We start from the raw sequence: 23,488 nt of genomic DNA on the forward strand, positions 1-23,488 counted from the left end.
TTGTGCTTCAAATTGTGGAGCAGCGCCGACGGTGCATGAACCTTGTCCTGCGTCAGATAGATGGCGGTACCCTCGACCGTCTGCGGCGGACGTTTGGCCAGCGAAGGTGCGAGGTCGGCCATGACGATGCCCTGTTCGCCGCTGCGCCGCTGCGCCACCGCGCGCCCGCGCCGCCATGTCGCGATCAGCGCGATGATCGCGACCCCGATCAGCAGTGGGACCCAGCCCCCTTCAATCACCCGCAGGATGTTGGCGCCAAAGAAAATCAAGTCGATCGCAAAGAAGGGCAGGAACAACAGCGCGGTCCACACCGGCTCCCATTTCCAGCCGCGCCATGCGACGATGAAGGCGAGCATCGTCGTCACCACCATCGTCCCGGTCACCGCGATGCCATAGGCGGCGGCCATGCGGCTGCTGCTCTGGAAGCCGAAGACGAGAAGGAGGACGCCAGCGAGCAGCAGCCAGTTGATCACGGGCATATAGATTTGCCCGCGCTGGTCGGCTGACGTCTGGCGGATCGTCATGCGCGGGAACAGCCCGAGCGCGATCCCCTGTTGCGCCAAGGAGTAGGCGCCGGTGATGACGGCCTGGCTCGCAATGATCGTCGCCAGCGTGGCCAGGATGACTAGCGGCGCGCGCAGGGCATCGGGCGACATGATGAAGAACCAGTCGGCGTTGACGAACGGCTGCCCCGACGCCTCTGCGGCCGCCAGCGTCTTGAGGGCGAGCGCCCCTTGGCCCAGATAATTGAGCGAGAGGGACGGCCAGACGAAGGCGAGCCAGCCGAGCTGGATCGGTTTTCGCCCGAAATGGCCCATGTCGGCGATCAGCGCCTCGGCCCCGGTGACGGTCAGGAACACCGCCCCGAGCACGAACAGGCCGGTGGTCCCGTGGCTGGCAAGATATTCGGCGGCATAGAGCGGATTGAAGGCGAGCAAGATCTGCGGCGCGTCGGCAATATGATAAAGCCCGAGCGCGGCGAGCGACACGAACCATAAGGCACAGACGGGGCCAAACAGCCCGGCGACGCGCGCGGTGCCGCGCGACTGGATCGCGAACAGCGCGACAAGGATGGCGAGCGCCAGCCCCAGAATGACCGGCAGCGACATCATCGGTCCGATTCCCGGCACCGTCTTCAGCCCCTCGACCGCCGACAGCACCGACAGCGCGGGGGTAATGATCGCATCGCCGAAGAACAGCGCCGCGCCGATCGCGCCCAGGATCAGCACGATCGGCCAGCGGCCGTCGGTCGCGCGGTGGGCCAGCGCCATCAGCGACAGCACGCCGCCCTCGCCATGATTGTCGGCGCGGGTCAGGAACAGCACGTATTTCAGCGTCACGACGATGATCAGCGCCCACAGCGCGAGTGACAGCACGCCGATGATGTCATTCGCGCCGATGCTGCTGCCGCTCTGGGCCAGCGCCTCGCGAAACGCGTACAGCGGGCTGGTGCCGATATCGCCATAAACGACGCCGAGCGCACCGAGGGTCAGCGCGGCGAGGGTCGTATTCTTTGCGGTGGTTGCGGTCATGCTCAAGATCCTGTCGCGGGAGAGGGTCGGCATGTGGTGCTGGGGCGCGTTAAGGCGCCATGCGGATGGGGGTAGGTTGCCATTAAAAGCGCGTTAAAAAGTCGCGTGGCGCCGAAAATTTCGCCAGCTTGGCAAAACCGCGCTACACCGTCCGCATGCGGGAAAAGGAACTGCGCTTCGCCCTGATTTGCTACGGCGGCATCAGCCTCGCGGTCTATATGCACGGCATCACCAAGGAAGTCTGGCGCCTCGCCGCCGCGTCGCGCGCCTTTCACGACGGCGCCGCCTCGGTCGGCGCAGGCGCGGTCTATGCCGACCTGTTGACCCAAATCGCCGCGCGCAGCAATGTTCGGCTGCGCGTGCTCGCCGACATCGTCGCGGGGGCGAGCGCGGGCGGGATCAACGGCATTTTCCTCGCGCGCGCGCTCGCGACCGGGCAGTCGCTCGATCCGCTGACCGACCTGTGGCTCGACAGCGCCGACGTCGACAAGCTGATCGATCCCGACGCGCGGCCCTTGTCGGCGGCGACCAAATTCTGGGCGGTGCCGATCGCGGGGTGGATGATGAAAAAGCGCGGCAATGTCATCGACCGCACCGTCGGGCGTGGCGCGCAGGATGAAGTGCGCGCGAAGCTGTCGCGCTTTGTGCGCGCGCGCTGGTTCGAACCGCCGTTCGGCGGCGAGACGTTCGTGAACCTGCTGCTCGAAGCGTTCGATGCGATGGAGCAGGGGCCGCGTGGGCCGGTGCTGGTGCCGGACGGCCAGCCGGTCGACCTGTTCGTGTCGGTCACCGATTTTGCCGGGCATAGCGTCCCGCTGGCGCTCAACAGCCCGGCGCGGGTGACCGAGGACGAGCACCGGTTGATGCTGCATTTTCGCGAGGACAGCCGCACCGGCGCGCGGCTCGACGATGTGCCGGGATTGACCGCTGCGGCGCGCGCGACCGCGAGCTTTCCGGGCGCTTTTCCACCCTTCACGCTGCGCGAACTCGACCGGGTGCTGGCCAACCGGGGGATCGACTGGCCGGGCCGCGATACCTTTATCCGCACCCAGTTGCCCGCGACGCCCGAGGGCGATCCCGCTGACCGGGTGCTGATCGACGGCTCGGTGCTCGCCAACGCGCCGTTCCGCCCCGCAATTGCGGCGCTCAAGCAGCGCCCGGCGCGGCGCGAGATCGACCGGCGCTTCGTCTATATCGACCCCAAGCCCGATTACCGCGCAATCAGCTTTGGCAAACCCGCGGCGAGTGAAGAGGCGCGGCTGCCGGGCTTCCTGCCGACGATCCTCGGCGCGCTGTCCGAAATCCCGCGCGAACAGCCGATCCGCGAGAATGTCGAGGCGATCGAGGGCATGTCGCGCCGCATCCGCCGCATGCAGCATATCGTCGACGCGATGAAGGTCGAGGTCGAGGAACAGGTCGCGGCGCTGTTCGGCAGCACCTTCTTCCTCGACACGCCGACGGTGGCGCGGCTCGAAAAATGGCGCGCCAAGGCACAGGATCAGGCGGCGGCGCGCGCGGGCTTTGCCTATGCGCCCTATGGTCATCTCAAGCTGTCGGCGGTGATCGAGGAACTGGCGTCGCTGATCGACCGGCTGCTCCCGCCCGAAGGCGCCGTCCATCAGGCGAACCGGCGGCTCGGCTTGTGGGACGAAGCGCGGGCGCGCGGCCTTGACCGTATTTCGGGCAAGCGCGGCGCCGGGGCGAGCGGCGATGCCATCGCCTTTTTCCGCACCCATGACCTCGGTTTCCGCATCCGCCGCCTGCGTTTCCTGGCGCGCGAGCTCGACACCGCGGTCGAGGCGACGCGCGATGGCCGCGACCCGGTGTGCGAAGAGATGCGCGAGGCGATTTTCACCGCGCTCGGCCTCTACCTCGACCGGCAGGGCGATGCGTGGCTCGCGGGGCTCGATCTGCCAACCGACGCGGGGCCGGGCGACTGGATCGACGCGGTTGCGGCGCGGCGCGACCTGACCGCGATCGACGGTCAGGCCGACGCGCTGATCGCCGCCGCGCTCGCGGCGATGCCCAAGGACGATCGGCGCACGCTGCTGCTCGCCTATCTCGGTTACCCCTTCTACGACATCGCGACCTTGCCGTTGTTGCAGGGCGAGGGCTTCGACGAATATGACCCGATCAAGATCGACCGCATCTCGCCGTCCGACGCGACCGCAATTCGCACCGGCGGCGCGGCGGCGATGCTCAAGGGGATCGAGTTCAACAGCTTCGGGGCGTTCTTCAGCCGTGCGTACCGCGAGAACGACTATCTGTGGGGGCGGCTCCACGGCGCCGACCGGTTGATCGATATCGTGGCTAGTAGCGTTGGTGGTGAAAAAGGGCTGGTGGCGGAGGAGTTGAAGACGCTCAAACGCCGGGCGTTTCACGCGATATTGGACGAGGAGGAGGGGCGATTGCCGAAGGTGGCGGGGCTGATCGCGGAGTTGAGGGGGGAGATTGGCGAGCGCTAATCCCTTCTCCCCTTGCGGGAGAAGGATACGAAGGCTTGTGAGCAAAGCGAACTAGCCGCAGTTGGATGAGGGGTTGCGAGCGAAGCTCGCGCGGTTGCCTTGCAACCGCAGACCCCTCGCCCAGCTTCGAATAGGCAGCAAGCTGCCAAGTCTGCGCAGCCCTCTCCCGCAAGGGGAGAGGGAAGGAGCCGTCAATCCCGCAAATCGTCCCACATATCCTTGATCCGCCCGAAAAAGCCCTGACTCGCAGGACATTCGTCGCCGGTCTCGGTCTCGCGAAATTCGGCGAGCAATTCCTTCTGCCGCGCGCTGAGCTTCGTCGGGGTTTCGACATCGACTTGCACCACCAGATCGCCATGGCCGCGGCCGTTGAGCACCGGCATGCCGGCGCCGCGCTGGCGTAGCTGCTTGCCCGACTGGATGCCCGCGGGAATGGTGATGTCGTGCTTGGCGCCGTCGAGCCCCGGAATGCTGATCTCGCCGCCGAGCGCGGCGGTGGTGAAGCTGATCGGCGCGCGGGTGAACAGCGTGGTGCCTTCGCGCTCGAACACCTTGTGCCGCGCCATGTGCAGAAAGATGTAGAGGTCGCCCGGCGCCGCACCGCGCGCGCCGCTCTCGCCCTCGCCCGACAGGCGGATACGGGTGCCTTCGTCGACCCCGGCGGGGATATTGACGGTCAGCGTCTTGCGCCGGTCGACCCGGCCCTCGCCGTGACATGAATTGCAGGGATCGGCGATGACCTCGCCCGCGCCCTGACAGGCCGGGCAGGTGCGCTCGACCATGAAGAAACCCTGCTGCGCGCGCACCTTGCCATGCCCGGCGCAGGTTGCGCAGCGGCTGGTCTGGGTGCCGGGCTTGGCGCCCGATCCGTCACACGCATCGCAGCGTGCCGCGACATCGACCTGGATCTCGCGCGTGATCCCGGTGAAGGCGTCCTCCAGGCGGATTTCCATGTCGTAGCGCAGGTCGGCGCCGCGCGCGGGGCCGCGTTGCTGCCGCCCGCCGCCGAACGCCGAGCCGAAGATCGATTCGAAAATATCGCCGATGTCGCCAAAATCCGCTCCGGCCCCAGGCCCGCCGCCGCCGCGCAGGCCATCTTTGCCGAACCGGTCATAGGCGGCGCGCTTTTGCGGATCGCGCAGGCAGTCATAGGCCTCGCTGATCGCCTTGAAGCGCGCTTCACTGTCCTTGCACCCCGGATTCTTGTCGGGGTGAAATTTCATCGCGAGCTTGCGGTAGCTGGACTTCAGCGTCGCCTCATCAGCGGTGCGATCGCATTCGAGCAGTTCGTAATAATCGATGTCGAGTGACATAGGTCAAAGGCCCCCTCCGGCTTGCCGGATCCGTGAACCACGGACCCGGCAGCGGAGTTCTTATTTCTTGTCGTCTTCGACTTCGGAGAATTCGGCATCGACGACATCTTCGTCGGTCTTTGCCTCGCCAGCATCGTCGGCGCCGGGGGACGCGGCGGCCTGCTGTTCCTTTTCGTAGATCGCCTGACCCAGCTTCATCGCGACCTGCGCCAGCGCCTGGCTCTTTTCGGTCATCGCTGCGCTGTCGCCGCCTTCGACCGCGGTCTTGGCTTCGGCTACCGCCGCTTCGATCTCGGCCTTCAGCGCCGCATCGACCTTGTCGCCATGCTCGCGGAGCTGGCTTTCGGTCGAGTGGATCAGGCTTTCGGCGTTGTTCTTCGCCTCGGCCGCTTCGCGGCGCGCCTTGTCCTCTTCGGCGAACTGTTCGGCGTCCTTGACCATCTGGTCGATGTCGGCGTCGCTAAGCCCGCCACTGGCCTGGATCTTGATCTGCTGTTCTTTGCCGGTGCCCTTGTCCTTCGCGTGGACCGACACGATGCCGTTGGCGTCGATGTCGAACGTCACCTCGATCTGCGGGACGCCGCGCGGCGCGGGGGGAATGCCGACCAGGTCGAACTGGCCGAGCATCTTGTTGTCCTGCGCCATTTCGCGTTCGCCCTGGAACACGCGGATCGTCACCGCCGACTGATTGTCGTCAGCGGTCGAGTAAACCTGCGACTTCTTGGTCGGGATCGTCGTGTTGCGGTCGATCATCTTGGTCATGATGCCGCCCAGCGTCTCGATACCCAGCGACAGCGGGGTGACGTCGAGCAGCAGCACGTCCTTGACGTCGCCCTGCAGCACGCCAGCCTGAATTGCAGCACCGATCGCGACGACTTCGTCAGGGTTCACGCCGGTATGCGGTTCCTTGCCAAAGAAGTCTTTCACGACTTCGCGCACCCGCGGCATGCGGGTCATGCCGCCGACGAGGACGACTTCGTCGATCGCGCTCGCCGAAATGCCGGCGTCCTTGATCGCCTTTTTGCAGGGTTCCAGGGTGCGCTTGACCAGCTCTTCGACCAGCTTTTCGAGGTCGGCGCGGGTGATCGTCTTGACCAGATGCTTCGGCCCGTTGGCGTCGGCGGTGATGAAGGGCAGGTTGACCTCGGTCGTCGCGGCCGATGAAAGTTCGATCTTCGCCTTTTCGGCGGCTTCCTTCAGGCGCTGGAGCGCGAGCTTGTCGCCGCGCAGGTCGATGCCTTCGTCTTTCTTGAAGGTGTCGGCGAGGAATTCGACGATCTTGCTGTCGAAATCTTCACCGCCCAGGAAGGTGTCGCCGTTGGTCGACTTCACTTCGAACACGCCGTCGCCAACCTCGAGGATCGAGATGTCGAAGGTGCCGCCGCCAAGGTCATAGACCGCGATCGTCTTGTTCTCGGTCTTGTCGAGGCCATAAGCCAGCGCGGCCGCGGTCGGCTCGTTGATGATGCGCAGCACTTCCAGGCCCGCGATCTTGCCGGCGTCCTTGGTCGCCTGACGCTGGGCGTCGTTGAAATAAGCGGGAACGGTGATCACCGCCTGCGTCACGGTTTCGCCGAGATAGGCTTCGGCGGTTTCCTTCATCTTCTGCAGGATGAAGGCGCTGATCTGCGACGGCGAATAATCCTCGCCGCCCGCCTTGACCCACGCGTCGCCATTGGTGCCCTTGACGATCGTGTAGGGAACCAGCTCGGTGTCCTTCTTGGTAATCGGGTCGTCAAAGCGGCGCCCGATCAGGCGCTTCACTGCGAACACGGTGTTTTCGGGGTTGGTGACCGCCTGGCGCTTGGCCGGCTGGCCGATCAGGCGCTCGCCGTCCTTGGCAAAGGCGACGATCGACGGCGTCGTCCGCGTGCCTTCGACATTTTCGATAACCTTGGGCTTGCCGCCTTCCATCACCGCGACACAGCTGTTGGTGGTGCCGAGGTCGATCCCGATCACTTTTGCCATTTGTTACTCGTCCTTGTTGCTTCTGCGGCGCCCTGAAAAGGCACGCCGGACATGGGGTTCTGGGCGCGATATAGGTGCGCTTATCCTTGGCACAAGGGCTTTGAGGGCTTATCGGGGATGCGAAATCATGCGCTGTTACGGAGTCTTCGCAAAATGAAAGCTTTTGTCCTTGCCGCCCTTGCCGTCCCCTTGCTCACCCTGACGGCGTGCGGGGAAAAGCTGATCGCTCCCAAGCCGCTCAATGTCGTGAGCGGCCATATCGTCATGGGGGCCACTCCCGATCGTCCGGCGGTTGGCTATTTCCGGGTTCAAGGCGGGCCGCAGCCGGTTGAACTGGTCGCGGTGACCACGGATCTCGCGCAGCGGGTCGAGATGCACGAAAGCGTGCGCGAAAATGGCATGATGACGATGAAGCCGCTGGCGCGCGCCGAAGTGCCGGCCAAGGGCGAGCTGGTGTTCAAGCAGGGCGGCAAGCATCTGATGATCTGGAACATCAACGGTGCCGCAGTGCGCGCGGGCAAATTGCCGATGCAGTTCGTCTTCACCAACAACGCCAATGAGCGCATCCTGTTCGACATGGTGATCAAGCCCGCCGAAGGCGCGGCGGCGGGCAGCGAGGCGGCGATGGACCATGATGCGATGGGGCATGGCGAAGACAAGGCGGCGCCGGACGCAGCCAAGAAGTAAGCGGGTGATCGTTGCCTGCATCGTCATTGCGAGCGAAGCGAAGCAATCTCCAGCTATCGGGCATAGTCGACGACTTCGTGCTGGAGATTGCCGCGTCGCTACGCTCCTCGCAATGACGGGGTTCTGATGGCGCGCGCCTCGCGCCCCCTGACCAGCGGCGAAATCGCACTCGCCCGGACGGTGTTCGGCGACGCGATCGCCTATGACCGCGTCCGCATCTGCCACCATAAATGGATCTTCTTCCAGCCCCGCCATATCGTCATGGCGCCGATGGGCAGCCTGCATTTCAACCCCCATGGCGAGCTGTATTGCGACGATTTCAGCGCCGCATCGCAGCGATTGCAAGGGCTGTTCATCCACGAAATGGTGCATGTGTGGCAGGCGCAGACGCGCGGCCGCTGGTATCTGGTGCTGATGCGCCACCCGTTCGCGACCTACAGCTATAGCCTGAAACCCGGCTGGCTGCTGGAACGCTATGGACTGGAACAGCAGGCCGAGATTGTCCGCCACTATTGGCTGCTCGCGCAGGGCATGGTCGTCGGCGGCGGTCCGGGGGTCGAGGCGTATCGCGCGATCCTGCCCGAGGAATGGGGCGCGGCATGAGCGATTTCGAATTTATCTTCGCGCTCTACAGCCTGCTGCTTGGCCTCTCGATGGTCGAACTGCTCGGTGGATTGGGCCGCGCGCTCGAAGTGCGATTTGCCGCGCAGGCGGAGCGCGAGGCGTTTTCGATCGGCTGGCTCACGCCGCTGCTCGCGATCTTCGTGATGCTCGACCTCTTGTCCTTCTGGAGCGCCGCGTGGACCGCGCGCGGCGGCCTGACCGTGTCGAACACGGTGTTGATGGGCGTTGCCGGTTTTGCCGCGGTCTATTTCCTCGCCGCGCGGCTGGTGTTTCCCTCGCACCCTGAAGGCTTTGCGAATCTCGACGTCCATTTTTTCCGCGTCCGGCGCATTGTGCTCGGCCTGCTGCTGGTGCTGCTCGGCGCCCAGCTCGGCTTCTACCTGTCACAGCCCGATCTCGCGGTCAGCCTGGCGCGTCCGCTTGCGTGGATCATGACGATCGTACTTGTCGTGCTGATGGCCGCGGCGATGGCGGTCAACGACCGCCGCTGGAGCATCGCGATCCTTGCGGCGCTGATCCTGCGCTACGTCGTCATCTACCTGCTTTGATCAGAAATACCGACTAGCCAGACGGATGGCGTTCGTCCTATGTTCCGCGGATGGATGGACTCTCACTGCTCGTCGCCCTTGTTGCCCTTGCCATTGGCGGTCTGATCGGCTGGCTGTTTGCCGGGCGGCAGGCAGGCGGACTGAAGGCCGAGCGCGACGGACTGGCCGAGCGATTCAAGGCGGCGGTGACTGACCTTGCCGCTGAGGCCGAGGCGCGCAAGGCCGCCGATATCCAACTGGCGTCGCTGCTCAGCGAACAGCGTGCACGCGACGCCGCGCATGATGCGCAGATTGAGCAGCTCAAGGACGCGCAGGCGGCGCTCACCGCGCAATTCCGCGAGGTCGGGCAGGTGATGCTCGACAGTGCGCAAAAGGCGTTCCTTGAGCGCGCCGAGGCTCGCTTCAAGGAAAGCGAGGCGACCGCCGGGCAGAATCTGAAAGCGCTGCTGAGCCCCGTCCACGAGCGGCTTCAGAAATATGAGGAAGCGGTCGGCAAGGTCGAGGCCGAGCGGCGCGACGCCTTTGGCCTGCTCCATGGCCAGATCGCGGCGATGCGCGAAGGCACCGAACGCGTGTCGAGCGAGGCGGCGAAGCTGGTCAACGCGCTGCGCAACGCGCCCAAGGCGCGCGGGCGCTGGGGCGAGCAGCAGCTCAAGAACGTTCTCGAAAGCTGCGGCCTCAGCGAACACGCCGATTTCCAGACCGAGGTCAGCGTGACCGATGGCGACGGCGGGCGTCTGCGCCCCGATGTCGTCGTCAAGGTGCCGGGCGGGCAGAGCCTGGTGATCGACGCCAAGGTGTCACTCAACGCCTATCAGGATGCGTTCGGCGCGGTCGAGGAGCGCGAAAAGGCACTGCATCTCGCCGCCCACGCCGCGGCGATGAAGGCGCATGTGAATACGCTCGGCGCCAAGGCCTATTGGAACCAGTTCGACGACACCCCCGATTTTGTCGTGATGTTCGTGCCGGGTGAACATTTCCTCGCCGCGGCGCTCGATCAGGATCCGACGCTGTGGGACTATGCGTTCGAACGCAAGGTGCTGCTCGCCACCCCGACCAATCTGATCGCGATCGCGCGGACCGTCGCGGCGGTGTGGCGGCAGGAAAAGCTCGCCAATCAGGCACGCGAGATCGCCGCGCTCGGCAAGGAGCTGTACGCACGCATGTCGGTGATGGGCTCGCACATCGCCAAGGTCGGGCGCAATCTCGATCAGGCGACCGGCGCGTACAACGCCTTTGTCGGCAGCTTCGAATCGCAGGTGCTGACGCAAGCGAAGCGCTTCGAGGTGCTCGATATCGAAACGGGCGACAAGGAGATCGCGGTGCTGCCGGTGGTCGAGCAGGCGGCGCGCCCGCTGGCGAAGCTGGCGGCGGTGGCCCCGGCGGCAGTCAACGACGCGGGAGAATAGCGAACCCATAAACCCGTTCGTGTCGAGCGAAGTCGAGACCCGCTGAGGTCGCGCTTGACTTCACGTGTCTCGACTTCGCTCGACACGAACGGAACATTGAGGCGGCGTCAGATCACCCGCTTCAACACCGCCGTCCGCCCTGCGCTCCCGGTCAAAATCAGCGTCCCGACATCGGCGAAGGTCAGGCTGACCGGCGCCGCCATCAATTGGAAGAATGCTGCCTCCTGCGTCATGCCCGGACCCGGACACGCCATTTCGGTTGCCATCAGCGGTCCCGCAGTGAGCGTGCCGTCCGCGGTCGAATAGCCGCCCGAAAAGCGGTTGCAACCCGCGCTGCCGCTGAGCCGGGCGCCGTCGAATTGCAGCGACGTCGGACGATCCTCCGCCACCGCGACCCCGCCGATCGAAACAAAGGTCCAGTTCGACCCAGCCAGCGTGTCGGGCGGCAAAATCTTGCCGCCGCAGCCTTGCAGCGTCTTGCCGTCGGCGACGACGCGCACCGTGTCGGCAAAGCGGCGGTCGCTCATTCCGTCGCTGCATGGCGCCTGTTTGATCACCACTGACAGCCGCTCGCCGACATAGGTGCGGCCGTTCATGGACGGTTTGGCGCCGGGGTTCGGCACCATGATCTTGGTCGCGCCATAATCGCCGTCATAGTTGAGCCGCGCTGGGGTGATCTCCAGCGTCCAGCCGGGCTCGGTTCCGAGTGCCATATAGGCCGCGGGCTGCTCACCGGGGCTCTGCGGCGGCGATCCTGTCGCGGGCGCGCAGGCGGCGAGCGCGGGAAGGGCGAGCAGGGGCAACAAGCGGATCATCACAAGCTCCTTTACTCCGTTCGTGTCGAGCGAAGTCGAGACACCCATCGGCATCGTGCAAGGTCGAGAGGCATCTCGACTTCGCTCGATGCGAACGGGAAGATAAGCCGTGATAGTAGCATGATGTTGGCGGGAGGCTGAACCGAAATGCCGTCCGCAGTTCAGCGCCGTCGCTGGTTCAGCACCTCATACGCCATCACCGCGGTCGCGACCGCGGCGTTCAGACTGTCGGCCTTGCCCAGCATCGGCATCTTCACCCGCACGTCGGCGGCTTCGGCATAGGCGGGCGGCATCCCCTGCGATTCATTGCCGGTCAGGATGAAGGTCGGCGCGGCATAGCGCACTGCCTGATAATCCTTGGTATCGTCGCCCAGCCACGTCGCCACCAGCTGCCCCGGCCCCTGCCGCAACCACGGCAGAAATTCGTCCCAGCGCGCCTGCACCAACGCCTGGGTAAAAATCGCCCCCATGCTCGCGCGCACCGCCTCGACCGCATAGGGATCGGTGCTCTCGTCGAGCAGGATCAGTCCGCCCGCACCGACCGCGTCACCGGTGCGCAGCATCGTGCCGAGATTGCCGGGATCGCGCAGCCGCTCGGCAACCAGCCAGATCGGCGCGGTTGTGCGGTCGAGGTCGGCGAGGGTCGTTTTGGGCTCCGCATAGATGCCGACGACGGTCTGGGCATTGTCCTTACCCGACAATTTGGAGAGGATCGCAGGCGTCGTGTCGATCACCTCGCCGCCCGCCGCGAGCGTGTCGGCGACGAGCGCCGCGGCGAGCGGGTGCGCGTCGCCCTCGGGTCCCAGGAACAGCCACAAGGGCAGCACCCCCGCCTCGCGCGCCTCGGTCGCGATCCGCAGCCCTTCGGCGAGGAACAGTTCCTCGGCGCGGCGATGGCGTTTCTCGCGCAACAACCGCATCCGCTTGATCAGCGGGTTGGAAAGGCTTTCTATCAGGCTGCGACGGCCGCTCATTTTTTCTCTTCCGTGCGCCCCTGCGAAGGCAGGGGCCCATCACCTATGCTCTCGTTTGCCCGCCACGCCTGTTGGCCATCTCGACCTCGGGTGATGGGCCCCTGCCTTCGCAGGGGCACGGAGGGTGGGAGCGGACCGCGCTCCCGGTCAATCCTCGCCGAAGCTGTCCTTGACCAGCCCGACCAGTTTGAGCAGCGCAGCATCGGCGCCGTCGCCGCTGGTGTGGATCGTGATCGTGTCGCCCTTCGCGGCGCCGAGCATCATCAGCCCCATGATAGAGGTGCCGTTGACGCGCGATCCACCCTTTTCGACCTCGACCGAAACGGTTTCGGGCAGGCGGCTGACAAAGGTGACGAACTTGGCGCTGGCGCGCGCGTGCAGCCCGCGCTGGTTGGTGATCTCGACGGTTTCGGACACCGCGGTCACGAACCAACCCCCAGCATTTCGGAGGCGACCGAGATATATTTCTGCCCCGCTTCCTTGGCGGCGATCACCGCGGCGCGCAGTTCCATCGACTTGCGCGCGCTTTCCAGGCGGATCAGCATCGGCAGATTGACCCCCGCGATCACTTCGGTGCGTCCCGATTCGAGCAGGCTGATCGCCAGGTTCGATGGGGTGCCGCCAAACAGGTCGGTCAGCAGCACGACGCCGCGCCCTTCGTCGACTGCGCGAATCGCGTCGGCGATTTCCTTGCGGCGCATTTCCATATTGTCGTTGGGACCGATGCAGACGGTTGCGATCGCCCGCTGCGGCCCGACGACATGCTCCATCGCGCGCACCATTTCCTCGGCCAGACGGCCGTGGGTGACAAGGACCATTCCCAGCAATGGCAAGGCTTTATCGGTGGGCATGAACGGCGAGACCCTTATGTTTTTCCAGCCGCTGCGGAAGGCGCAGACGGGGGCTTGCCCTCAAGCCCATCTTGCGGGGCAGAGTCAAGGTTGCGGTGGGTCAGAGTTGGCTCATATCCGGACGCGCGCAGCGTTTCGGTCATCCGGGCCGCGACATGTACCGAGCGATGGCGCCCGCCGGTACAGCCAAAAGCGATGGTGACATAGCTTTTGCCCTCGGCACGGTACCGCGGCAGCAAGGTCAGGATCAGCTTTTCGATCTGCGCCACGCTGTCTTCATAGGCGGGATCGGCCATCACATAGGCGGCCACATCGGCGTCGAGCCCGGTGCCGGGTTTCAATTTCGCGTCCCAATGCGGGTTCCGCAGATAGCGCATGTCGAACACCAGATCGGCGTTGCGCGGCAGCCCGCGCGCGAAACCGAAGCTCAATATATTGAGCACCGGTTCATCATGATCGCTGTCGCCGAAGCGCTGGCGGACTTCCTGTTGCAGGTCGTTGCTGCTGTAATTGGTGGTGTCAATGACATGTTCGGCCCAGCGGCGCAGCGGCTCCATCATCTCGCGTTCGCGCGCGATGCCGTCGGCGGCGGGGCGATCCTCGGCCATCGGGTGACGGCGGCGGGTTTCGGAAAAGCGGCGTTCGAGCTCGGCCCCGGCGCAGTCCAGGAACAACGTCTGGACGTCGCGCCCGCCCACCTCGCGCAGCGCCTTGATCCGCTGCACCAGCAGCGCTGGGCGGAACCCCCGGCTGCGGCTGTCGATGCCGACCGCCAGCGGCCGCCCCGCTTCGCCGCGCTTCACCGGCGCGTCGATCAAGGTTTCGAGCAGCGCGAGCGGCAGATTGTCGACCACCTCCCACCCCAGATCCTCCAGCACCTTGAGCACCGTCGATTTGCCCGCGCCCGACAGACCCGTCACCAGCAACAGTCGCGAACCGGCCGCGTCCTTCATCCCCCGCTCGCTTGCCGGTCGAGCGCAAGCAGGATTTTGATCGGGGCCGAAGCCTCGAACGCCGACAGGGTCAGCGACGGCAGCTCATGGCCCGCGACCACTTCAATCGGGTGGACGGGCGGCATACGTTCGTAGCGATCGGCGAGGCGCACCGCGAGCGCCAGCGGCACTGGCCCGGTCCACGGCTGCTCGTCGATGCCCAGCCCACGCACTTCCAGCTTGCCCGCCAGTTCCTCGGGCGGGTGACACCACAGACGCCCGCGCTCGAACCAGATGTCGCAGCGATCGTCGGCAACCAGCCGCGCGCCGCGATCGATCAGGCGCAGCGCAAGGTCCGACTTGCCATGCCCCGACAGGCCGAGCAGCAAAATGCCGCGGCTGCCCGCGGCGACACAGCTCGCGTGGATATTGACGATATCGGGTCGGGTCCGGCGGGGCAGCATCGCCCACGGCTTACCGGTGACGAAGCGGCGCCGCAAGGCGGCAAACGGTTTGTCGCCCCTGCCTCTGCAGACGCGATGGCTAGGCTGCGCCGGTTGCGCCTTCGCCGGCGGGCAGCGTAATCAGCAGGCTGCCGCCCGGCTTGCCATCGTCGCGGTCCTTGGCGTTGATCGTGCCGCTATGCCCTTCAATGATCGTCCGCGCGATCGCCAGGCCAAGACCGCTGTGGCGGCCAAAGGCCTCGCCCGCCGGACGTTCGCTGTGAAAACGGCGGAAAATCGCCTCGCGTTGCGCCGGATCGATGCCGGGGCCGTCGTCGTCAACCCGGATATGCACTTCGTCGCCCAGCCGCGTCGCGGCGATGCAGACCAGCCCTGTTGGTGGCGAGAAACTGATCGCATTGTCGATGACATTGTCGATCGCCCGCTCCAGCCGGTGGCCATCGCCCATTACCAAGGTTGTCCCTTTGCGCGGACGGGCAAAGGCGAGGCGCGGATGCGGGGCGTCGGCATCGATGCGCGCGGTGCGCGCGGCGAGCATCGATTCGATCATCATGCCGACGTCGATCGGCTCGAACAAGGTGCGCGACAGCTGGGCATCGACGCGGCTCGCTTCGCTGATGTCGTTGACCAGCCGATCGAGCCGTCGGACATCTTCGTCGGCGATCGCGAGCAGCTGCGCGCGTTGTTCGTCATTCTTGACGCGGCCAAGCCCCTCGATTGCCGAACGCACCGACGCGATCGGGTTTTTCAGCTCGTGCGTCACATCGGCGGCAAAATGTTCGCCCGCGTCGATGCGCTGACGCAGCGCCTGCGTCATGTCGGACAGTGCCCGCGCCAGCGTGCCAATTTCGTCGCGGCGGCTCGGCAGACGCGGCACGACCACTTCGCGCGCGCGGCCAAGGCGAACGCGAACCGCGGCCCGTGCCAGTCGCCGTAGCGGGCGAACAATGGTGCGCGCCAGAAACAGCGACAGCAACACCGACGTAAGCAGGACCATCGCAACGACGATCGCGAGGCGGAGGCGCTCGGCGCGGACGGTGCGGGTAATGTCGCGCGCGTTCAGCGTCATGAGCACCGTCTGCGGCGATTCCAGATCGACGACGCTCGCAGCGCTCAGCAGCGGGGTGCGTTCGGGGGCGTAGCGGAAGCGGCTCGCCGTGGAACCGCCGCGCTGCGCCTCGATCACCTCGGGCCAGGCCGCGGCGGTATCGACCACCGGTTCCTGAAAATCGGGGTAGGAGGGGGCGCCGACGATCCAGTCGATGCCGCGATCCATCGCGCGCGCGGCATCGCGCTGCCATACCTGCAAATTGGGGTCACGCAAGGTGTAGGTCGCGGGTCCGGTCTCGAAACTGTCGGAAATTCGCCGCCCAACGGCGTCGTAAAAGCGCAGCCGCGATTCGGTCGCCGCGGCAAATTCGCTGATCAGCGTGGCGCGCTGGTCGGGGCGGGCCGCCTCCAGCGCGCGGTCGAGCATCGCGAGCTGATCCTTCATCACCTCGATCCGCGTATCGACCAGTCGGCTGCGATAGGTGTCGAGATAATAGAACCCGCCCGCGAGCAGCGCGACCGCCAGAATGTTGACCGCCAGAATCCGCGTCGTCAGCGACCAGCGCGCCGACCAGACGAGCGGCGATTCCTCCTGCTCGGCAAGGCTGGCGTCGGGGCTGAGCGCCTCAGACATCGTCGGCAAAGCGGTAACCCGCACCATAGAGGGTCGCGATCGCGTCGAATTCGGGATCGACCTCGCGGAACTTGCGGCGCAGGCGCTTGATGTGGCTGTCGATCGTGCGGTCGTCGATATAGACATCGTCCTGATAGGCGGCGTCCATCAACTGGTTGCGGCTGCGCACGATGCCGGGGCGCGCGGCCAGCGTTTCCAGGATCAGGAACTCGGTGACGGTCAACGTCACATCCTTGCCGTCCCACGCGACCTTGTGGCGCGCCGGATCCATGCTCAGCCGCCCGCGGGTGATCGGCTCAGCCACCGGCTCGTCGTCGGCGGCGAGGGCATTCTGGTTCAGCTCGACACGGCGCAGGATGGCGCGGATGCGCGCGATCACCAGCCGCTGCGAGAAGGGTTTGGCGATGTAATCGTCGGCGCCCATCGCGAGCCCCAGCGCCTCGTCGATCTCGTCGTCCTTGCTGGTCAGGAAGATGACCGGCAGCTGGCTTTTCTCGCGCAGGCGGCGCAGCAGTTCCAGCCCGTCCATGCGCGGCATCTTGATGTCGAAGACGGCGAGGTCGGGCGGATTGTCGATCAGCGGCTTGAGCGCCGCCTCGCCGTCCGAATAGACACGCGTGACGAACCCCTCGGCCTGGAGCGCGATGGAGAGCGATTGCAGGATGTTGCGGTCGTCGTCGACCAGCGCGATGGTTGCCGTCATGCTCTTTCCGTTGGGCTGGGCCGGCGGCTGGGTTAGCCGATCCATGGTGCCGCGACAACAGCGCGCAGATTGCAGCGCGAGCCATAAATAGGGACAGTCCACATTGAATTTGAATGGCGCTTCGGCCTAAAGTTTCGAGCGCGAATAGACGGGAACTGTCCCTATTTGTGGCGCCCTGCGCTGATCATGGGCGCGCTGGAATCTTTTGACCTCCCCCTTCATCCTCGCTAACGCGACCCTTGATTTACGGAATCGGCGTCACGTCGGCACCCATGGTAATGCGGGCCTGCCCTTTTGTGCGGCATCTCCTGCATACCTATGCAATCGGGACCGACGGACATGGGAAAGGCTTGAACGATGACACAGGTGGCGATCGGCAATCAGACCGTCGAAACGCAGGCGGAGGTCGCCGAAAACTGGGGCACCTCGGCGCTGATCGAGGATGCGATCCGGAACGGCGAAGGCCTGCTGGCCAAGGACGGCCCCCTGGTTGTTGAAACCGGCAAGCACACCGGCCGCAGTGCCAAGGACAAGTTCATCGTTCAGGATGCCGAGACGGCGGACACCATCTGGTGGGGCAAAACCAACGTCCCGATGACCCCCGATCATTTCGCGGCGCTGAAGGCCGATTTCTTCGCGCACCTCGCAGAGCGCCCACGCCTGTATCGCCAGCAGCTGTTCGGTGGCTCGCAGCCGGAACACCGCGTCGGCGTGCAGGTGATCACCGAATTCGCCTGGCACAGCCAGTTCATCCGCACGCTTTTGGTGCGCCCGACCGCTGACGAGCTGGCAGCGTTCGCGGCCGAATATACCATTATCGATCTGCCGAGCTTCCGCGCCGACCCGGCGAAGCATGGCTCGCGCACCGAAACGGTCATCGCGGTCAATTTCACCGAAAAACTGATCCTGATCGGCGGCACGCAGTACGCCGGCGAAATGAAGAAATCGGTGTTCGGCATCCTCAACTATCTGCTCCCGGTGAAGGGCGTGATGCCGATGCACTGCTCGGCGAATATGGGGCCGAATGGCGATACCGCGGTCTTCTTCGGCCTCAGTGGCACCGGCAAGACGACCTTGTCGGCGGATGCGTCGCGGACGCTGATCGGCGATGACGAACATGGCTGGTCGGACACCGCGGTGTTCAATTTCGAGGGCGGCTGCTACGCCAAGATGATCCGCCTCTCGCCGGAGGCCGAGCCCGAGATTTTCGCGACCACCAAGCGTTTCGGCACCGTGCTCGAAAATGTCGTCATGGACCCGGTGACGCGCGAACTCGATTTCGACGACGCCAGCCTCGCCGAAAACAGCCGCGGTTCGTACCCGCTCGATTTCATTCCGAACACGTCGGAACAGAATATGGGTCCGGTGCCGCAGAACATCATCATGCTCACCGCCGATGCTTATGGCGTGCTGCCCCCGATCGCCAAGCTGACCCCCGATCAGGCGATGTATCACTTCCTGTCGGGCTACACCGCACGCGTCGCGGGGACGGAAATCGGCGTCACCGAGCCCGAAGCGACCTTCTCGACCTGCTTCGGCGCGCCCTTCATGCCGCGCCATCCGTCGGTCTATGGCAATCTCCTCAAAGAGCGCATCGCCAAGGGCGGCGTCCAGTGCTGGCTGGTCAACACCGGCTGGACCGGCGGCATGGCGACGATGGACGGCATCAAGCGCATGCCGATCAAGGCGACGCGCGCCTTGCTCAACGCTGCGCTCGACGGCAGCCTCAACGACGCCGAATTCCGCAAGGATCCGAACTTCGGCTTCATGGTTCCGGTCGCGGTTCCGGGCGTCGACAGCGCGCTGCTCGACCCGCGCGAAGCGTGGTCCGACAAAGCCGCCTATGACCGCACCGCGCAAACGCTCGTCGGCCAATTCATCGACAATTTCGCGCAATTTGCGGACCATGTCGACGAAGGCGTCCGCCAGGCGGCACCGCAGGCCGCCGTCGCAGCGTAACTCGCCCGGATAACTTCCGGGTGCTCCATCACCCGGAAGGACCGGACAATGACCACCGATCATAAACCGCGCCTGTTTGCGCGCGACACCGACATCCGCGCGCTCGGCGAAGGGTTGCTTGCCTGCACCCTGCCGCGCGAGGCGTGGACGCACGAGGCGCATCTGGGCGCCTGCCTGTGTCTGCTCGCCGAGCGCCCCGACATCGATGTCGATGCCGAGATTGGCACCATCATCCGCCGTTTCAATGAAAGCGTCGGCGGCGTGAACGATGACACCCAAGGCTATCATGACAGCATCACGCGTGCCTATGTCGCGGGGGTGCGATGGTTCCTGTCAGATACGGACGAGACCGGGCTGACGGCGCGCGTCAACGCCATGCTGTTGTCCGATGTCGGCCGTCGCGACTGGCCGCTGCGCTTCTACAGCCGCGATCTGTTGTTTTCGGTGAAGGCGCGGCGGGGCTTTGTCGAACCGGATCTGGCGCCATTCCCCTAAATCGTCATGGCGACCCCGGTGTTCGCCGGGGTCGCCATGACGAGGCGGAAGGCGACTAACCCTTCGCTCCCGCCACATACTCCGCGACATTCAGCGCCAGCACGTCGAGCGGGACATTGCCGCCCTTCACGACCACGTCGTTGAAATCGCGCAGGTCATATTTCGGCCCCAGCGCCGTTTGCGCGAGGCCGCGTTGCCGCCCGATCTCGCTATGCCCGACCTTGTACCCGCACGCCTGACCGGCCCAGCTGCAATAGCGGTCGACCTCGCTCGCGACCTCAAGCGGGTTCGAGCCATTTTCCTGGACGAAGAACGCGACCGCCTGTTCGCGCGTCCAGCGCTTGGCGTGGAGGCCGGTGTCGACGACCAGTCGGCAGGCGCGGAACGCCAGCGATTGCAGATACCCCAACCGCCCAACCTCGAAATCGTCGTACAGCCCCAACTCGTCGGCCAGCTGCTCGGCATAAAGCGCCCAGCCCTCCGAATAGGCGTTGAACGCCAGCATGGTGCGGATCAGCGGCATCTGGTTGGCATATTCACCCTGCCAGACATGGCCCGGAATCGCCTCGTGAAACGTCAGGTCGGGCAGCGAGTATTTGCTGTGCAGATCGGTGGTGTGCAGGTTGATCCAGAATTTGCCCGGAATGCTGCCGTCGATCGACCCGGCGCCGCCATAGGCCGCGGGCGCGCCGGGCTCCTCGGCAAGCGGCAGGCGCTTCACCTCGACATTGCCGCGCACCAGCGTGCGGAAGGCGCGTGGCATTTCAGCCCGGATCTTGCCGAGCCAGGTCTGGATATAGGCCATGATTTCGGCGCGGCCGGCGTCGTTGTTCGGAAACTGAAAGCGCGGATCCTTGGCCAGCGCGTTCATCCGGTCGCCAACCGACCCCTGCGTATAACCCAGCCGCTTCAGGATCGGGTCCATCTGCCCCTGCAGGTCGGCCAGTTCGGCGCGGCCCATGCGATGGATTTCATCGGGTGTCATCGTCGTGGTCGTGCTGGCGCGCAGCCCCCAGGCATACCATTCGTCGCCGCCAGGCCGCGCCCACAGCCCCGCGTCCATCGTGGCGCGCGGGCGCTGTGCCTTGAGTTCGGCGATCTGGCGTTCGAGCGCTGCGCTGACCGGGCCGCGGGCGATGGCGCCTGCGCGGGCGCCCCAGTCGCCCGCCAGCCCCGCGTCGCGCGCCTTTGTCGCCAGCGCGTCAGCCAGGCTGCCGCCGCCACGCGCATCGGCCAGCGTCGCCTCGATCTGCGGCAAGGCCTTGTCGATCAGAAAGGCGGGGGCGATCAGGCCCTGTCCGCCCGCCGCGCGCAGCCGTTCGGTCTCGCCATCAAGGACGCCGGCAAAAGCGGCCAGGCGCGCCAGATAGGCCTCGGCATCGGCGCTGGTCTTGACCGGCTGGTCGCTGGTCAGCAGGCGCGGCACATCGATATAGGCGCCGACATTCTGGATCACGACATAGGGCGTGTTGCGCCAGCCGCCGACCGCGACATCGCCATAGGGCTGCGAAAAACCGGCGAGCGCGACGTCATAGGCGCTCCGCACCACTGCAACGCTGGTGCGCGTCGCATGGTCGAGCGTGCGGGTGTCCAGACTGTTGAGCAGCGCCAGGTCGCGCATCAACGTGTCGGCCAGCGCCAGCTGCCCCGCCGCGGAGCGGTCTGCCAGCTTGCCGCGCATTGCCGCACGATCGCCCGTGTCGATCCCCAGCGACGTCGCCCCCTCGGGCGAATGGGTCAGGAGATTGTCAGCGGCCTGGGTGAGTATGGCTTCTGCCCGGGCTTGCGGTGACTGTGCGGAGGGCGGCGGGGGGCCGACGATCCCCGCCGGATCGCGGCTGCACGCAGCCAGCGCAAGGCCCGCGGCGCCGGTGCCGAGCGTGGCCATCGTTTGGCGGCGGGTGAACGGGGTGGACAGGCGGTGATGCACGCGGCGGCTCCCTTGCAACCTTGTTTCTGTTGAAACCTGTCTAAGCGGCGCGGCGTGACGGTCAATGAAAAGGGGGCGGGAAAGCCGATGCTTGCCCGCCCCCGAACGAATTTTATCCGCGGTTCGTCAGTCGGTCAGATCGGCGGGCACCTTGCCGCCGTTCGCGGCGAGTTCGCGCATCACCGCCTTGTGCAGCCAGATGTTCATTTCGGCGCTGCCGTCGAGTTCGCCGGTGTAGCCCAGCTCGGTCGCCAGTTCCTTGCGGTTGGCGAGGCTCGAATCGATGTCGAGCAACTTCATCAGATCGACGATCGAGGTGCGCCAGTTGAGATCTTTGCCGGCCGCCTCGGCGGTCAGGATCGCGTCGACATCGATTTCGGCCGGCGGCGCCGCGGCGGCGGCCGCCATCGCACTGGTGGCGGCGTCGAGCGCGCTGCCGACCGGGTTCGGTGCGGCCGGGGCGGCGGGCTCGGCGGCGACCGCCTTCTTGCCGAAAATCGCATCCTTGATGCTGCTGAAAATGCCCATGATTTCACTCCCACTAAAGCGCGGCCCAGCCCGGAGCGGGCGAGTCGAATGACCGCAGGCTAGGACTATGCATCTGAAAATGACAGCCAAATGAACGACTCGTCCTCGGCCTGTCCGCTGCTATAGTCGGCGGCTGGGGCGCGGTTCGATTGGCGCCGATGTGGGAGGAGTGCATCATGAACCTGACCGACATTTTGGCGCAGGCTGGCGGCATCGAATCGATGGCGAAAGATCTGGGCATTCCGCCCGCCATGGCGAAACAGGGCGCCGAGGCGCTGCTACCCGCGATTCTCGGTGGCTTCAAGAAACAGGCGCAATCGGGTGGGATCGAGGGATTGGGCGGCCTCCTTGGCCAACTGGGCGGCGGCGGGCTGCTCGATTCGGTGCTGGGACCGCAGCCGACCCCGGCCGCGCCGGGCAATGACGTGCTTGGCCAGATTTTCGGATCAAAAGACGTCAGCCGCACCGTCGCGGGACAGGCCGCTGCGCAAACGGGACTCGATTCGGGGCTGCTCAAGAAAATGCTGCCGATCCTCGCGATGATGGTCGCGGGCTATATGGCGAAGCAAGGCGGTCAGTCGCAGGGCGGCGGCGGCCTGGGTGACCTGATCGGCGGCGCGCTGGGCGGCGGTTCGGGCGGCAGCGGCGGTCTCGGCGGCATGCTCGGCAATGTGCTGGGCGGCGCAGTCGGCGGCGGCACTGCCCCGGCGGCAGGCGGCGGGCTGGGCGGCTTGGCTAACATGCTCGACCTCGACGGCGACGGCAATCCGCTCGACGACATCATGGGCATGGCGAGCAAGCTGGGACGTTGACGCGTGGCGCAGCCCCTCCACGTGGAGGGGCTGTACTCCGTTTACGCCGCCTGCAATCGCCAGTCGTCGCGCATTTCGGCGGGCCATCGGGGTTTGCCTAGCATGGCGACCGGGTCGTCCGCGTCATCCTTGTCATTGCCCGGCGCCGCGATGGCGCGTGCATATTCGATCGTCGGGGCCGGGGTGCCGCGCCCCCGGCTGGCGCGAACCACTTCGCGCCCGGTCGGCCGAAAGCCGAGCTTGCGGAGCACCGAACCCGACGCCGGGTTATCGACGAAATGCGACGCCACCAGATTTCGGATGCCCATCGTGCGCGCCAGGTCGATCATGTGACGACCGGCCTCGGTCGCATAGCCCAGCCCCCAGAACGGCCGCGCAACCCAATAGCCGAGCTCGACCGAGCCATCGTCCATGCGGTCCATGCCGATGCAGCCGATGATGCGCGGGTTGCTGGCGGTGCGCTGGACCATCAGAAAGCGGCTGGGGCTGGCGCTCGACCAGCTCGCCAGGAATGTCCGGGCATCCTCCTCGCTATAGGGCCAAGGCGCGCTGGCAAGATTGCGGACGATCATCTCGTCGCCAATCGCCCGCGCCAGCGCGGGGGCGTCTTCCTGCCAGCCGGGCCGCAGCAACAATCTTTCGGTACGCGCGAACATGCTTTTAACTCCCAATTGCCGCCGCCTTGGCGCCCCATGGTGACGCTTTGACGACAGTCGTTGTCGAGGGAGATGGATGGCCCGTTTTTCGCGCCCGTTTCCCGAGATGGGCCGCCAAGTGACGGAAGGCAGGCAAGAA

22 protein-coding genes are annotated in these 23,488 nt (G+C 65.7%); 8 read left to right on the forward strand and 14 right to left on the reverse strand.

Features of this window, described 5'->3' with window-relative positions; all coding sequences use genetic code 11:
* Positions 1–1,532, reverse strand: a 1,532-nt coding sequence (locus tag B4F07_RS16340; RefSeq protein WP_293704911.1) for a potassium transporter Kup, incomplete at its 3' end; no start/stop codon positions are given.
* Between the two features lie 155 nt (positions 1,533–1,687).
* Between B4F07_RS16340 and B4F07_RS16345 the strand changes: the two genes are divergently transcribed.
* Positions 1,688–3,997 (forward strand): patatin-like protein, encoded by a 2,310-nt coding sequence (locus B4F07_RS16345; protein ID WP_293699006.1) that lies wholly within the window; start codon positions 1,688–1,690, stop codon positions 3,995–3,997.
* A 191-nt stretch (positions 3,998–4,188) separates the two neighbouring features.
* On the opposite strand, the gene dnaJ is transcribed toward B4F07_RS16345, so the two are convergent.
* Together dnaJ and dnaK are read right to left on the reverse strand one after the other, a co-directional pair.
* A complete protein-coding gene (gene dnaJ, locus B4F07_RS16350; RefSeq protein ID WP_293699003.1) occupies positions 4,189–5,310 on the reverse strand; it encodes a molecular chaperone DnaJ in 1,122 nt (373 codons plus the stop codon).
* 60 nt (positions 5,311–5,370) lie between these two features.
* A complete protein-coding gene (gene dnaK / locus B4F07_RS16355; RefSeq protein ID WP_293699000.1) occupies positions 5,371–7,278 on the reverse strand; it encodes a molecular chaperone DnaK in 1,908 nt (635 codons plus the stop codon).
* A gap of 153 nt (positions 7,279–7,431) precedes the next feature.
* On the opposite strand from dnaK, the gene B4F07_RS16360 reads away from it, so the two are divergent.
* The 4 genes from B4F07_RS16360 (at position 7,432) to B4F07_RS16375 (ending at position 10,546) form a co-directional block, all read left to right on the forward strand.
* Positions 7,432–7,965 carry a copper chaperone PCu(A)C gene (locus B4F07_RS16360; protein WP_293698998.1) on the forward strand — a complete coding sequence of 178 codons (534 nt, stop codon included), beginning with the start codon at positions 7,432–7,434 and terminating at the stop codon, positions 7,963–7,965.
* Between the two features lie 126 nt (positions 7,966–8,091).
* A complete protein-coding gene (locus B4F07_RS16365) occupies positions 8,092–8,568 on the forward strand; it encodes a vgr related protein (protein ID WP_293698997.1) in 477 nt (158 codons plus the stop codon).
* Positions 8,565–9,137, forward strand: coding sequence for a hypothetical protein (locus B4F07_RS16370; protein ID WP_293698996.1), 573 nt, complete (start codon positions 8,565–8,567; stop codon positions 9,135–9,137). The genes B4F07_RS16365 and B4F07_RS16370 overlap by 4 nt, the downstream gene beginning before the upstream one ends.
* Positions 9,138–9,187: 50 nt before the next feature.
* Positions 9,188–10,546, forward strand: a complete 1,359-nt coding sequence (locus B4F07_RS16375) for a DNA recombination protein RmuC (RefSeq protein WP_293698994.1) — start codon at positions 9,188–9,190, stop codon at positions 10,544–10,546.
* A gap of 107 nt (positions 10,547–10,653) precedes the next feature.
* Here the strand turns inward: B4F07_RS16375 and B4F07_RS16380 are convergent, their stop codons facing one another.
* The 8 genes from B4F07_RS16380 to B4F07_RS16415 form a co-directional block, all read right to left on the reverse strand.
* A complete protein-coding gene (locus B4F07_RS16380; RefSeq protein ID WP_293698993.1) occupies positions 10,654–11,361 on the reverse strand; it encodes an META domain-containing protein in 708 nt (235 codons plus the stop codon).
* 161 nt (positions 11,362–11,522) lie between these two features.
* Positions 11,523–12,335 (reverse strand): TrmH family RNA methyltransferase, encoded by an 813-nt coding sequence (locus B4F07_RS16385; RefSeq protein ID WP_293698991.1) that lies wholly within the window; start codon positions 12,333–12,335, stop codon positions 11,523–11,525.
* A 147-nt stretch (positions 12,336–12,482) separates the two neighbouring features.
* Complete coding sequence (locus B4F07_RS16390; protein WP_293698990.1) at positions 12,483–12,761, reverse strand: HPr family phosphocarrier protein; 279 nt, start codon at positions 12,759–12,761, stop codon at positions 12,483–12,485.
* Positions 12,758–13,162: a PTS sugar transporter subunit IIA gene (locus B4F07_RS16395; protein WP_293699392.1), complete on the reverse strand. Its 405-nt coding sequence runs from the start codon at positions 13,160–13,162 to the stop codon at positions 12,758–12,760. Before B4F07_RS16395 ends, B4F07_RS16390 begins: the two co-directional genes overlap by 4 nt.
* A gap of 38 nt (positions 13,163–13,200) precedes the next feature.
* Positions 13,201–14,139: an RNase adapter RapZ gene (gene rapZ / locus B4F07_RS16400; RefSeq protein ID WP_293698988.1), complete on the reverse strand. Its 939-nt coding sequence runs from the start codon at positions 14,137–14,139 to the stop codon at positions 13,201–13,203.
* A complete protein-coding gene (locus tag B4F07_RS16405) occupies positions 14,136–14,582 on the reverse strand; it encodes an HPr kinase/phosphorylase (protein WP_293698986.1) in 447 nt (148 codons plus the stop codon). The genes rapZ and B4F07_RS16405 overlap by 4 nt, the downstream gene beginning before the upstream one ends.
* A 79-nt stretch (positions 14,583–14,661) precedes the next feature.
* A complete protein-coding gene (locus B4F07_RS16410; RefSeq protein ID WP_293698984.1) occupies positions 14,662–16,266 on the reverse strand; it encodes a sensor histidine kinase in 1,605 nt (534 codons plus the stop codon).
* A complete protein-coding gene (locus B4F07_RS16415) occupies positions 16,259–16,969 on the reverse strand; it encodes a response regulator transcription factor (protein WP_293698982.1) in 711 nt (236 codons plus the stop codon). The genes B4F07_RS16410 and B4F07_RS16415 overlap by 8 nt, the downstream gene beginning before the upstream one ends.
* 357 nt (positions 16,970–17,326) lie before the next feature.
* Here B4F07_RS16415 and B4F07_RS16420 point away from each other — a divergent pair, with 357 nt between their 5' ends.
* Both B4F07_RS16420 and B4F07_RS16425 read left to right on the forward strand, forming a co-directional pair.
* Positions 17,327–18,928 (forward strand): phosphoenolpyruvate carboxykinase, encoded by a 1,602-nt coding sequence (locus B4F07_RS16420; protein WP_293698981.1) that lies wholly within the window; start codon positions 17,327–17,329, stop codon positions 18,926–18,928.
* Between the two features lie 48 nt (positions 18,929–18,976).
* Complete coding sequence (locus B4F07_RS16425; RefSeq protein ID WP_293698979.1) at positions 18,977–19,423, forward strand: hypothetical protein; 447 nt, start codon at positions 18,977–18,979, stop codon at positions 19,421–19,423.
* A 55-nt stretch (positions 19,424–19,478) separates the two neighbouring features.
* On the opposite strand, the gene B4F07_RS16430 is transcribed toward B4F07_RS16425, so the two are convergent.
* Positions 19,479–21,311 carry a DUF885 domain-containing protein gene (locus tag B4F07_RS16430; protein WP_414711688.1) on the reverse strand — a complete coding sequence of 611 codons (1,833 nt, stop codon included), beginning with the start codon at positions 21,309–21,311 and terminating at the stop codon, positions 19,479–19,481.
* Positions 21,312–21,479: 168 nt separating this feature from the next.
* Positions 21,480–21,881 carry a DUF3597 domain-containing protein gene (locus B4F07_RS16435; protein WP_293698975.1) on the reverse strand — a complete coding sequence of 134 codons (402 nt, stop codon included), beginning with the start codon at positions 21,879–21,881 and terminating at the stop codon, positions 21,480–21,482.
* Between the two features lie 176 nt (positions 21,882–22,057).
* On the opposite strand from B4F07_RS16435, the gene B4F07_RS16440 reads away from it, so the two are divergent.
* Positions 22,058–22,693 carry a DUF937 domain-containing protein gene (locus tag B4F07_RS16440; protein ID WP_293698973.1) on the forward strand — a complete coding sequence of 212 codons (636 nt, stop codon included), beginning with the start codon at positions 22,058–22,060 and terminating at the stop codon, positions 22,691–22,693.
* Positions 22,694–22,734: 41 nt separating this feature from the next.
* Here B4F07_RS16440 and B4F07_RS16445 read toward each other — a convergent pair whose 3' ends face one another.
* A complete protein-coding gene (locus B4F07_RS16445) occupies positions 22,735–23,349 on the reverse strand; it encodes a GNAT family N-acetyltransferase (protein WP_293698972.1) in 615 nt (204 codons plus the stop codon).
* Between the last annotated feature and the right edge of the window lie 139 nt (positions 23,350–23,488).

The organism is Sphingopyxis sp. UBA6723 (genome assembly GCF_002454115.1).
In the GTDB taxonomy this organism is placed as follows: Bacteria; Pseudomonadota; Alphaproteobacteria; order Sphingomonadales; family Sphingomonadaceae; genus Sphingopyxis.

Coding starts and splice junctions, on each gene's coding strand:
- B4F07_RS16345 (WP_293699006.1), top strand. CDS start 1,688: ATGCGGGAAAAGGAACTGCGCTTCGCCCTGATTTGCTACGGCGGCATC.
- dnaJ (WP_293699003.1), bottom strand. CDS start 5,310: ATGTCACTCGACATCGATTATTACGAACTGCTCGAATGCGATCGCACC.
- dnaK (WP_293699000.1), bottom strand. CDS start 7,278: ATGGCAAAAGTGATCGGGATCGACCTCGGCACCACCAACAGCTGTGTC.
- B4F07_RS16360 (WP_293698998.1), top strand. CDS start 7,432: ATGAAAGCTTTTGTCCTTGCCGCCCTTGCCGTCCCCTTGCTCACCCTG.
- B4F07_RS16365 (WP_293698997.1), top strand. CDS start 8,092: ATGGCGCGCGCCTCGCGCCCCCTGACCAGCGGCGAAATCGCACTCGCC.
- B4F07_RS16370 (WP_293698996.1), top strand. CDS start 8,565: ATGAGCGATTTCGAATTTATCTTCGCGCTCTACAGCCTGCTGCTTGGC.
- B4F07_RS16375 (WP_293698994.1), top strand. CDS start 9,188: ATGGATGGACTCTCACTGCTCGTCGCCCTTGTTGCCCTTGCCATTGGC.
- B4F07_RS16380 (WP_293698993.1), bottom strand. CDS start 11,361: ATGATCCGCTTGTTGCCCCTGCTCGCCCTTCCCGCGCTCGCCGCCTGC.
- B4F07_RS16385 (WP_293698991.1), bottom strand. CDS start 12,335: ATGAGCGGCCGTCGCAGCCTGATAGAAAGCCTTTCCAACCCGCTGATC.
- rapZ (WP_293698988.1), bottom strand. CDS start 14,139: ATGAAGGACGCGGCCGGTTCGCGACTGTTGCTGGTGACGGGTCTGTCG.
- B4F07_RS16405 (WP_293698986.1), bottom strand. CDS start 14,582: ATGCTGCCCCGCCGGACCCGACCCGATATCGTCAATATCCACGCGAGC.
- B4F07_RS16410 (WP_293698984.1), bottom strand. CDS start 16,266: ATGTCTGAGGCGCTCAGCCCCGACGCCAGCCTTGCCGAGCAGGAGGAA.
- B4F07_RS16415 (WP_293698982.1), bottom strand. CDS start 16,969: ATGACGGCAACCATCGCGCTGGTCGACGACGACCGCAACATCCTGCAA.
- B4F07_RS16420 (WP_293698981.1), top strand. CDS start 17,327: ATGACACAGGTGGCGATCGGCAATCAGACCGTCGAAACGCAGGCGGAG.
- B4F07_RS16425 (WP_293698979.1), top strand. CDS start 18,977: ATGACCACCGATCATAAACCGCGCCTGTTTGCGCGCGACACCGACATC.
- B4F07_RS16430 (WP_414711688.1), bottom strand. CDS start 21,311: ATGGCCACGCTCGGCACCGGCGCCGCGGGCCTTGCGCTGGCTGCGTGC.
- B4F07_RS16435 (WP_293698975.1), bottom strand. CDS start 21,881: ATGGGCATTTTCAGCAGCATCAAGGATGCGATTTTCGGCAAGAAGGCG.
- B4F07_RS16440 (WP_293698973.1), top strand. CDS start 22,058: ATGAACCTGACCGACATTTTGGCGCAGGCTGGCGGCATCGAATCGATG.
- B4F07_RS16445 (WP_293698972.1), bottom strand. CDS start 23,349: ATGTTCGCGCGTACCGAAAGATTGTTGCTGCGGCCCGGCTGGCAGGAA.